Genomic DNA, 10462 nt, shown 5'->3' on the forward strand with positions numbered 1-10462 from the left:
CTGACCAGACCAATATAAAAGTTCTTGAAATCACGATGATTTGACTGATGAAAAGCAATCATAATAGTCATACATTCACTTGTAGACATTTTCGAACTGCGCCTACGCTTTTTAGTGCTGTCAGAGATTAATAGCGCTTCCCATTCGGGTAAAAACTGATGACAAAAATCATCGACATCGCAAAAAATTTCAATTAATTTATTCATCTGCCCACCGTTATGCTTTCAAATCGTTCTTGGTCGAAAGATCTGATCGCTAGGTGGGCAATTAGTTCACTTCTTATCCAGAATTCAGGTTACTTAGTTCAGTTAATAAGCCCTTTGCTGTGGCCATGGTTGTGCTAGCAGTTATGAGTGTGCCTATTTCTTTTATGAATATTGTCACCAAATATGATGTACTTAGTTTGATAAGTGGTGCTCAGTACTTAAGTATTTTTGAAACTGAGCAGTTAAATGCGCAAATTATGTTGTTATTGAAATCGCATAATAACGGTATTCAGCTTGTTCAGTTATTTTGGGGCCTTTGGTTATTCCCTTTTGGTTATCTTATGTTTAGATCTGGGTTTGTGCCAAAGGTTTTTGGTATCTTATTAATGACTGGCTGTTTTAGCTATTTAATCAAGTTTATCTGTGCTCTGCTTTTCCCTGAGATTAGTATCCCTAGTTATGTACAATGGCCTGCTTCTATGGGGGAAATTGGTAGCTGTTTATGGCTTTTAATTATGGGGGCTAAAGAGCATAAAAATAAAGAGAAAACTGAGTTACAAAAAGTAATCAATTAATAAATCCTGATATTTGGCATGTGATACCTTGTATAAAGTGCCGTTTTAAGTACTTTTATATTATCGAATTTAGTTAATGCTTTATTCTAATCAAACTTTTAATTCATTGTATTTATGTATATTTTAAATTAGAATCCCGCTTATTTTGTACCAAAAACAATATACATCTATCAGGAAGATAATGAAAAATATAATTGTAATTATCATGTTTACTTTACTTGGTATGGGCCAAGTATTTGCAAAACCGCTGCCGTTAATCCATTTTGCTAAAAAATCAACTTTTCAAGATATTGAACTATCACCAGATGGTAAATATTTTGCAGCCTCTATGACAGATAAAGGCATTTCTTCATTGGTCATAATGAATGTTGAAACTAAAACCTTAGCTAATTCTATTAAACTTCAAGAAGGTGAAAAACTTTCTTATTTTAAATGGCTGAATAATGAACGTATTTTATTCTCTAAGGCAATTGATAAAGACAGTCATGAACAATCTTTCGATTATGGTGAAGTTTTTGCGATGAACTTTGATGGTTCTAAATACATGCCTGTTTTTGGTTTTCATGTTCCTTTACCCAAAAGGCCGAGTCGAAATAAGAGTCAAGGACCTATTCGAGCTTGGGGTTATGTTGCATCTTTGCTTGAAAATGATGATAAACATTTTATTGTCGCTTCGTCTTCTTGGGATAATACCTATGATGCGGGTACCTCTTTATGGCGTGTTAATGCCTATAATGCAAAACGTAAAAGAATTACCTTAACACCTTTTGGTAATATGAATTTTATACTAGGTGAGGAAGGTAAACCTTTATTTGCCTCAGGAACTAATTGGAAAGGAATAAAAAAATCTTATTTCTATCAAGACAGAAAATGGACTATGTTGGAGGATTCTCATCCACTTAATTTATTTGAACCACAAAGAATAAGCGAAGATGGTGAGCACATCACATTTACTAAAAAACTTGATAATAAAACACGTTCTTTATTTGATTACGAAATTAAATCAAAAAATCTCTCTAAGTTATTCCAAGATGAAAATGTAGATATATATACAATTATTTATGAACCAGAAAATAATCAACCCGTTGCTGTGATGACTATGCCGGGTAAAATAAAAACCAATTATTTAGTAGAAAATAACGATTACGTTAAACTGCGTAAACAATTATCAAAAAGCTTTCCAAATGACACCGTATTTATTCAGTCTCAAACTAAAGATGGCAGTAAAGTCATATTTTTAGTTAAGAGTGATAGAAATGCAGGTGATTTTTATTTATTTAATACTAAAACTAAAAAAGCGCAATATCTAGTAAGTCGTAAATCGTGGTTATACCCTGAAGATATGGCACAACGACAAGCTATAAATTATAAAACAAGAGATGGGGTTACTATCCACGGTTATCTGACAAAGCCACAAGGCAAAAACAATGTAAAACATCCTCTAGTAGTGATACCCCATGGCGGGCCATACGGTATCAGAGATACTTGGTTTTACGATGGTGAAGCCCAAATGTTAGCAAATAATGGTTTTGCAGTGCTGCAAGTCAACTTTAGAGGCTCTGGTGGTTATGGCAAAGAATTTCAGGAAAAAGCCTATCAAGCAGGAGTTAAATTAACACAACTTGATATTATTGATGGCACACTTTGGGCGCAACAATTAGATGCAATCGATAGTGATAGGATCTGCATTATGGGCGCAAGTTTTGGCGGTTATTCAGCATTAATGGCGCCTTTGATAAAAGATGATTTATATAAATGTAGCATTGCCATGGCGGGTTATTATGACGCAAATAAACTTATTCAAGGTGATCTTAGTAAGTTTAATGGTTCAATAGAGCATAAATTTAAAGAGCTATTTGGTGATGATGAAAAACATCTTAAGGCAAGTTCACCAATTAACTATATTGAAAAATTAAATATTCCGGTATTTATAGTACATGGCGGAAAAGATGAGAGAACGCCACCAGAACAAGCTTATTTACTTAAAGATGCTTTAGATAAACATCAAAAACCGTATGAATGGTTATTTAAAGAAAAAGAAGGTCATGGCTTTTATAATGAAAAAAACCGTGAAGAATATTATAAGCGTACATTAGCGTTTTTAAATAAACACATAGGGCTTTAATACTATAATTCATACGACACTTTAATATCGTTTAATAGTTTCAGATGTTTTGTTATTGAGACAAAACATCTGCTTTTTTACCCTTATCTCTCCAGCAAACTTAATCATATTTTCATTCATGACTTAAACATCGGATACACATCTTTTTCTTTGAGTACTTTTAACAAGCAAGTTTAAACGACTCATTTTATAATTCATGCCAAGAGTACTTGATATAATGCCTGCATTAATATGTTGATTTTAATCTAGTAACTTCTTGTTACTTATAAAGTCGTATAAAAGGTGATATCGGCATTTACTTTTCATTAATTGACAGTACCTTTATTGGGCTCGCGTTTTACAGGCAACTTTTTTTAATAATAAGGATCAAAAAAATGAAATTAAAATTAGCTAAAAAGAAACTTAAAAACCTATCTAAAGATAATAAAGTACTACCTTCTGATATGACAAAGCAGATTGCAGGTGGTTTAACGACCAGTCGTGCTTATTGTTATAATACAGGCTTATGTTCAGATACCTTGTACTGTTAATTAAGCGGTCATTTTTATTACCGATTTCATATTTGAGGTTTTATTTATTAATCATAAATAAACATGAAGTCGGTTTTAGTCGATAAAGTACATACTTGGTTTAATTTTTTGATTTACGCATCAGTTGGGGTTTTTAATTTTATAGTACTTTTTAGGTGTCTCTTGCATAAAACCTTTAAAATCTCGAATGAAATGTGCCTGATCAAAATAGCCATTATCCAATGAAAGTTGGGTTAAAGAATCAAAACGATTATTCGCTATAATTGTTTTTAAATTCCTGATTTTGTTGATGCGAATATAAACATTGGGTGCGACTCCTATATAGCGTTTAAATAGTCTTTGTAGATCACGGTGTGAAATTTTAAAATCATGACTGATTTTTGAAATATTGATGCCTTGGTCATTTTGAATCGCTTTTAAAATATTATTGAGCTTATGATGTATTTTAACTTTACTCTTTTTCAATACATGTAATAAGTACGCTTCTATTATGTGAATAACGTCTTTTTTATCTGCTTTTTTATCCAGTAATTGTTTTATATCTTTGTATAGTACTGAGCCGGTTTCAAAATGGCTTTTGTACCTAAATATGATTTTATTTGCCAGCTGTGACATTTCTACATTTAAAAAGTGATGCCCTGTTTCGGGGAAGAACCTAATGCCAATACAGTTAATTTCATTTTTAAACGTCAGTGTCAGCATATCTGTTGTAGGGCCAAGTAAGAGGTATTCTTTTTGTGAAACTTGATTAACACCTTTCATTTTTAAATTAATTTCATCGCCAAAGTTAAATATGAATCCAGAAGCACAATCATTCAATATTTTGAAAGAGAGCGTTTGTTTATTGGAGGTATTTGTAGCAAACCATATTGTTTGTACAAAGCCAATTAGCTCGGTACAAGGGGCATGCATTTGCAATTGAATTTCATTAATATCTTGCATTTTTGTCGCTTTTATACAATTTCAAAACTTTAAAGTTACTTAATATAGAAAAAACTAACCTATGTTAAGAGAGCTAAAAAATGAACTCAAGATTAAATTACTTTAAAGCATCCCCTGAAGCCATAAATACAATACTTAATATTGAAAACTATATAAGCATGTGTTGTGAAGGTAAAAAAACACTGGATGTCAGTTTGTGTCATCTGATCAAAATTAGGGTTTCTCAGATTAATGGCTGTGCTTATTGTATTGGTATGCATACAAAAGAAGCAAGAGCGGCAGGCGAAACAGAACAAAGAATATATGCATTAAATGCATGGCGTGAAACCCCTTTTTTTTCAGATGCTCAAAGAGCTGCATTGGCGTGGGCAGAAGCAAATACCATAATTCATAAAAGGGGAGTATCCGATAAGCTATTTGAAAATGTGAAACAATTTTATTCAGATGAACAAATTGTCGATTTAACTTTAGTCATTACCACAATTAATACATGGAATCGCATTGGTATTAGTTTTCAAGCGGATGTAGGAGGTTATAGTGTTGAAAATTGAAAGTTTTAAAAAGTATAAGGCGTTTTATAGGGTATTTAAATGGTTCAGTTGCCGTTAAATAAATAAGAGATACGTTTAAGTATTTACTGGAGCCGAGAACAAATATTTTTGTTCTCGGCTCTAACTTATGAAAGTCATATTTTATGAATTTATAAACGGAGTGTAATTTAACAGCCACTCGTATTTAATTCGAATTTGGGCCTGGCACCTATGGATAAAGCTTCAGGATAGCCATATGAAATATTTACATCATCAATTTTTGGATCTGGAGTTGGAGAACTATCAGATTTTATTTTATCAATTTTAGGGATTATGGCTTTTACTTATATCATGTGTGCCGCAGAATTCATCCCTCTTTTGAGTTCTTTTAATGCGACTATACGTGCATCTGATTGAATATTTAAAAACCGAGTACTAGCAGTAATAGCTAAAATACCTAAAATGACTATTACTATGATTAGCTCGATGAGTGTAAAACCTTTTTGCTTCATATTACACTGACCTAAAAATATTATTCAACAGAAACAGCATTATATAATATTCTTAATCTGTGTGTCATTTTTGTATAAGTGAATGCAATAACACCTGTTGTAGTGCAGTTTTGTCGAAATAAGATGCACTTTTTATAAAGCGATAGTTACCTAAAATTGGGTCGTTATTTTCCCATGCTTAGACTTTAGTGTTAGTACTATTTTTGTGTTTTTTATGGCTTGTATACTTCCCTTCCTTATTTCCTCCTTTATTGCATGCCATAATATAAAAAGTTAGCTACTAATTTTTGATAGTTATTAAAAATATCCATTTTTAATTTCATTTTTTACTATCTTGTATAAGTAAGCTAATTTTTGGCAAGGAAGCACTTATTTTTTATAAGATTTGAAAACAATATTAATTTTCGGTAATGGAATAAAACACTAGGTACGCAATATTTGAGTGCGTTAAAGTGACTTGTAATGCGTGTGTTTTAATGGGGCTTTTTCCTTTTAACTCCCTCTCAATTAAGGTGAGTTAGGTTTAGAAGTGCAAAAATCTTTCATAAGTGAAAGCAATAACCGAATTTAGGATCAGTATTATGTTAGAACTGATGGAATATAACCTCTGGCTACAAAGAACTAAAGCTGGAATTACTAAACCCAGAAGCAGTGCGCTGAAAAATATTGATAACAAACTTAAAAATTATCATTTACAGGGTCGAACACCAAAACTCAGAGTTGAAGTTTCAACAGCAATTGAAGTTTGGCAAGAAGAAAAAGGAGCCACCTGGAAAAGTAGCGTCCGTAATACCAATGGGGCTGTGGTTGATTTAATTAAACAAATTAATAATGAATTTGAATTAACTGAGTTAGATAAAACGGCAATACGTTACTTAGAAGATCATCGTCGACAATATATTGTTCATTTATTTCAAGGCCGTGAGATAAAACTTTCGAGTAAGGTTTATACTGTTTATGAAGCATCAACAGCGGTATATCAAGCAGGAAGTGTGGGGAGCTCTGCATATACTCAGGCAAGAAACTTAGTCAACCTTATTCTTGGCAATGCGGCAACAGATCCTGGCATGATGGCCTTAATAAAAGACATATTAGGGAAAAGCTTGTCTGACTTTATTGCTCAGGTAACACCAGGTGTGGGTTTGGCATATTCGACATCTATGACGACCTATAACGGTTATTTAGCATTATCTGCTGCTAAGTCAGCACACAGTATTAAAAATTCACACAAAGGGTTATTGCCTGGAGATCCTACCGCGGCATTTTTGGCGGTCAAAAAACTGATTGAAAGAGAAAGAAATGCCTGTGCTGCAAACGCAGGAACTCATGCTATAGAAGCAACCGCAAAAGCTGCTGGCATATTCCTTGACGCAGGTGCTGCAACAGGAACCGCCGCATCTATTATTGGCATGGCTTCTCGTTTATTGATAAGTTTGCATTTGTTGAAAAAAGACTGGGACGAAATGCAGGCGGTTAAAGGTATATTTCAAAAACCATGGGAAATAGACAGTAGTATATTTGCAAAAAGCCCGCTATTAGGCTGTTACTTTTTGTTAAGTGCCGATACTTGGGTTATCGTGAATTTGATTTGCAGCGACTTTGGTAAACCTGGTTATAAATACAAAGTAGAGCAAGCAGTAAAAAATCATTTAAATCCATTAATGATAGTTGCTGGGCAGTGCATTGTTAATCATAGAATGACTTTAACAGGACCTGTGCCAAAATTAACTGTTGAGCGAGAAGATGATTTAACGCAAATTGCTATTAGAGACGCTAAACTTGCCGATAAAATAAATAGTAGTCTATACAATAAGTTATATAACAAAGTTTTCAGTACTCAGTTGGAAGGTTATTTTAAATAAGAATTAAGTGGTAAACACTAAATAGGCATTTAGTGATGAATGCTAAATGCCTATTGAATTAAAATATCGATTTTTCAATTTATGTCATTGTCTTTGTTTACTCTTCGACCTTTATACCTAAATACTCTTTTATTTTTCCTTTTTTCATCGACTCTTGAATATTAATTTTATAATTTTTGTTATCTGCATTAAGGGATATTGCACAAAAGAACATTTTAGTTGCGAGTTTATACTGTCTATCTATAAAGTGGCGACGTCCCAGTTGATTATAGATATCAGCTTGTTGCTGCTCTTTGTATATAAAGTTGAAAGCAAATTTTTGAAGTAAAGAAGAATAGATACGTCTAGCGCTATGTACCAGATCTGAAAACTCACAGTTACCCCGATAAATTAATTCAAAACAGGCATTTTCATCTCCTCCAATATGATTCACGCAGGCTTTGAGCGCACAGATACTTGGGTCAAACTTTGAATCTTGCCATTTTGAATTTAATCCAGTTAGCTGTTGCGCTGTTGTTTTATCTTTTTTTTTCAATATTGATAAAAGTAAGTTTATATATTCAAAATCTACTAAAAAAGTACTTTTAACAGCACTACTTTGAATTGAATTAAGACATTCTTGTGCTTTTGCTATTAGGGATACTTGACTACTTCCTTTTTCAATTAATGCCTGATAAAGATAAACGCGCATTAAGCTGATAGTTAAAAACTGATTTATTATTTTATTACCTGCTAAAATTCGGCGCTTTCGCGTTAAAAAATCAATCGCTAGTTCAAAATCTTCTAATATAATAAAAATTAAAGTGCATAACCTAATAAGTATAGGCGGCATATTAACAGCAGGAAATTCTTCTAACAGTGTTCTCACTGTTTCGAAATCTTTTGATTCTAAAGCTAGAAAAATTTGCCAATAAAAAACGCGGTTAGGATATTGGTTTTTTATATGGGTTGTTTGAAGGAATTGCGCACATTTTTCTAAATGTCCTAGTTCATGGTTAACATAAAATAAACTCCAAAGTGCCCACGGAAAAGCCTCATTACAAAAAGGAGTGATAGCAGACTCTGCAATTTTATATTCACCTAACTCAATCAATAAATTAATTAAAATACGATTAATTATGTTTTTCAAAAATGTTGGGAAACGTATTTTTTTTAAAGATTTAAGTTTAAAAAATGCAGCTTTAAAATCGGAGTTTTCAATGTCCGAGAAAGTATCGCTTAATGTATTTTTAACCCATAGGTGTTGTTCAAGTTGTTTCTGAATACATGCTGCACCATAAGGTTTATCTACAAAACCACTGATTTGAAAAGGGTGATCAGCAGTGTAAATTAATGAAGTTGCTAAAGGTGAAATAAAAATAATACGTGTATGAGGGGATAATTTTTTTGCAAAAATCAATTCATCAATAAACTCAACACCACTGAGTTCGCCATGAAGATCATTTTCTAAAAAAATTATATCTAATTCATTTATATCGCTATATTCTTGAAACTTTTGTTCGTTGATAAAGCGTTCTATTTTTTTTATACCTTTGCTGCGCAATATTTGACATAAAATGTTGATATTAGCGGCTTGAGTATCAAGAACCGCAATTTTAAGCTTATCAATAGAGTAATTTCTTTTTCTTGTTTTCATGAGTTATTCTCTTCAAAAATATCGTGAATATTTTTAGGACTCAGATAACTCAAGTTTAGGATAAAAATAGAATAATTTAACTTATCTTTTTGTATTATGAAGTAAGCTAAAATTGCAGTCTAAAAACACCGGATAAAGTCTGGTAATATTAAATTCTCTAAAATTGATTTATCTTTATTGTCTATGGCTGTTTTTAGTTCAGCTATTGTCATATTTAACTGGAGATCTGAGACTTTTATATCGCCTAAGCCAAAAGTAAACCCATTTTTGCTTACTTTAGCCCAGCCACAAAAATCTTGATGCTTAAATTGGAGTGTAATTTCTTTTTTGAATTCACTTTGATTAAAAAGCGCTTTCATAGCAAGTAAATCCCAGTGGTTATGGTGCGTAAATTCACTTTGGCCAGTTAAATGTTGGTTTCCCCATTTTATCATTGCTAATACAAGGGGCTCAGTATCTAAGCCTATTTTTGTGAGTTGATATGCTGAGCGTTTATTATTTTCATTTTTACGCTCAATTAAATGCATTGACTCCAGCTCTTTTAATCGAGTTGTGAGTAGGTTTGTTCCCATAGAATGTAAAACATTATTTAAGTCTTTAAAGCGGCACGGACTTATTAATAACTCTCTTATAATGAGTAAAGTCCAACGCTCAGTGAGTACGTCACTTGTCAATGCTAAGGCACAATTTTGTCGATAACTTCGTTTCATCTTATGTATTTACACCCAGAAAAATCTTAGCCAATTATAAAAGTTTATTTTTAAATTGACTATATGTTTTTAAAGTATAATATCGCTATATCTTTTTAAAGTAATTTGAGGCTGATATGACATTACAAAGTGCATTGGTATTTAATGGTTTTTTTTCAGGCATAAGCGCCGTTATTATTATGTTTACTTATATGAACTTAACTTCGCATATTCAATTACCCCCTTTTATATGGATAGGGATAGCAGTAGGATTAGGTCTTTTTTCTATTCAATTATTTTTTATGGCAAAAATACCCTCATTAGCAAAAAAGCTCGCATTGTCGGTTGTTATTTCTGATGTGCTTTGGGTATTAGGTAGTTTGTTAATTGCTTATATTTTTGAAAGTCAGGTGAGTGTTATTGGCTTTATTATAATTGTTGTAATTAATACCTTAGTTGGCACATTAGCTTGGTTACAATACCGGGGGTTAAAAAACTTAGCGTATTTAACAGAGCGTAGCGAAAATCTCGGGGGCTTGCCCCCGTGCTGGATAGTGTAGACTGAGCTTGCCTCAGTCTGTAGTATCCACTACATGGAACTTCAAAGAAATTCTCATCATGTTTTTAGATTAATGTATCACTTTGTGTGGATACCTAAGTATCGACACAAAGTTTTTTCTGATCCTTATCGTGAAGCGATGAAAGTTATAATTCAAAAAATTGGTTACGATTACGACATAGATATAGTCGAATTAGAAATACCAGAAGATCATATTCATATGGTCGTAAGAAGTGAACCAAAAATGTCACCTAGTCAAATCATGCAGGTGATAAAAAGTATTTCAGCCAGAGAGT

Annotated in this window: 10 protein-coding genes and 2 pseudogenes; 7 read left to right on the forward strand and 5 right to left on the reverse strand. The window is 32.5% G+C overall.

Annotation, left to right across the window (positions count from 1 at the left end; translation table 11 throughout):
• Positions 1–206 (reverse strand): annotated as a pseudogene (locus BM088_RS26345) (IS982 family transposase); the annotation flags it as partial.
• Positions 207–301: 95 nt separating this feature from the next.
• On the opposite strand from BM088_RS26345, the pseudogene BM088_RS26350 reads away from it, so the two are divergent.
• From BM088_RS26350 to BM088_RS27490, 3 genes and pseudogenes are all read left to right on the forward strand, one after another.
• Positions 302–781 (forward strand): annotated as a pseudogene (locus BM088_RS26350) (DUF4386 domain-containing protein); the annotation flags it as partial.
• A gap of 181 nt (positions 782–962) precedes the next feature.
• Positions 963–2906, forward strand: coding sequence for an alpha/beta hydrolase family protein (locus BM088_RS26355; RefSeq protein WP_091991848.1), 1944 nt, complete (start codon positions 963–965; stop codon positions 2904–2906).
• 374 nt (positions 2907–3280) lie between these two features.
• Positions 3281–3436 carry a hypothetical protein gene (locus tag BM088_RS27490; protein ID WP_177208194.1) on the forward strand — a complete coding sequence of 52 codons (156 nt, stop codon included), beginning with the start codon at positions 3281–3283 and terminating at the stop codon, positions 3434–3436.
• 120 nt (positions 3437–3556) lie between these two features.
• Here the strand turns inward: BM088_RS27490 and BM088_RS26360 are convergent, their stop codons facing one another.
• Positions 3557–4378, reverse strand: a complete 822-nt coding sequence (locus BM088_RS26360) for a helix-turn-helix domain-containing protein (protein ID WP_091991850.1) — start codon at positions 4376–4378, stop codon at positions 3557–3559.
• Between the two features lie 80 nt (positions 4379–4458).
• On the opposite strand from BM088_RS26360, the gene BM088_RS26365 reads away from it, so the two are divergent.
• Complete coding sequence (locus BM088_RS26365) at positions 4459–4929, forward strand: carboxymuconolactone decarboxylase family protein (RefSeq protein WP_091991852.1); 471 nt, start codon at positions 4459–4461, stop codon at positions 4927–4929.
• Between the two features lie 323 nt (positions 4930–5252).
• Here BM088_RS26365 and BM088_RS27985 read toward each other — a convergent pair whose 3' ends face one another.
• Positions 5253–5420, reverse strand: a complete 168-nt coding sequence (locus tag BM088_RS27985; RefSeq protein WP_091991854.1) for a prepilin-type N-terminal cleavage/methylation domain-containing protein — start codon at positions 5418–5420, stop codon at positions 5253–5255.
• A 581-nt stretch (positions 5421–6001) separates the two neighbouring features.
• Between BM088_RS27985 and BM088_RS26375 the strand changes: the two genes are divergently transcribed.
• Positions 6002–7282: a hypothetical protein gene (locus tag BM088_RS26375; RefSeq protein WP_091991856.1), complete on the forward strand. Its 1281-nt coding sequence runs from the start codon at positions 6002–6004 to the stop codon at positions 7280–7282.
• 97 nt (positions 7283–7379) lie between these two features.
• On the opposite strand, the gene BM088_RS26380 is transcribed toward BM088_RS26375, so the two are convergent.
• On the reverse strand, positions 7380–8918 hold the full coding sequence (locus BM088_RS26380; protein ID WP_091991858.1) for a response regulator: 1539 nt from the start codon (positions 8916–8918) through the stop codon (positions 7380–7382).
• 119 nt (positions 8919–9037) lie between these two features.
• Positions 9038–9628, reverse strand: a complete 591-nt coding sequence (locus tag BM088_RS26385) for a winged helix-turn-helix transcriptional regulator (protein WP_091991860.1) — start codon at positions 9626–9628, stop codon at positions 9038–9040.
• A 116-nt stretch (positions 9629–9744) separates the two neighbouring features.
• Here BM088_RS26385 and BM088_RS26390 point away from each other — a divergent pair, with 116 nt between their 5' ends.
• Together BM088_RS26390 and tnpA are read left to right on the forward strand one after the other, a co-directional pair.
• A complete protein-coding gene (locus tag BM088_RS26390; protein WP_091991862.1) occupies positions 9745–10167 on the forward strand; it encodes a hypothetical protein in 423 nt (140 codons plus the stop codon).
• A gap of 33 nt (positions 10168–10200) precedes the next feature.
• Positions 10201–10462, forward strand: a 262-nt coding sequence (gene tnpA, locus BM088_RS26395; RefSeq protein ID WP_143085016.1) for an IS200/IS605 family transposase, incomplete at its 3' end; no start/stop codon positions are given.

It is taken from the genome of Pseudoalteromonas denitrificans DSM 6059, from assembly GCF_900112265.1.
Classification (GTDB): Bacteria; Pseudomonadota; Gammaproteobacteria; order Enterobacterales; family Alteromonadaceae; genus Pseudoalteromonas; species Pseudoalteromonas denitrificans.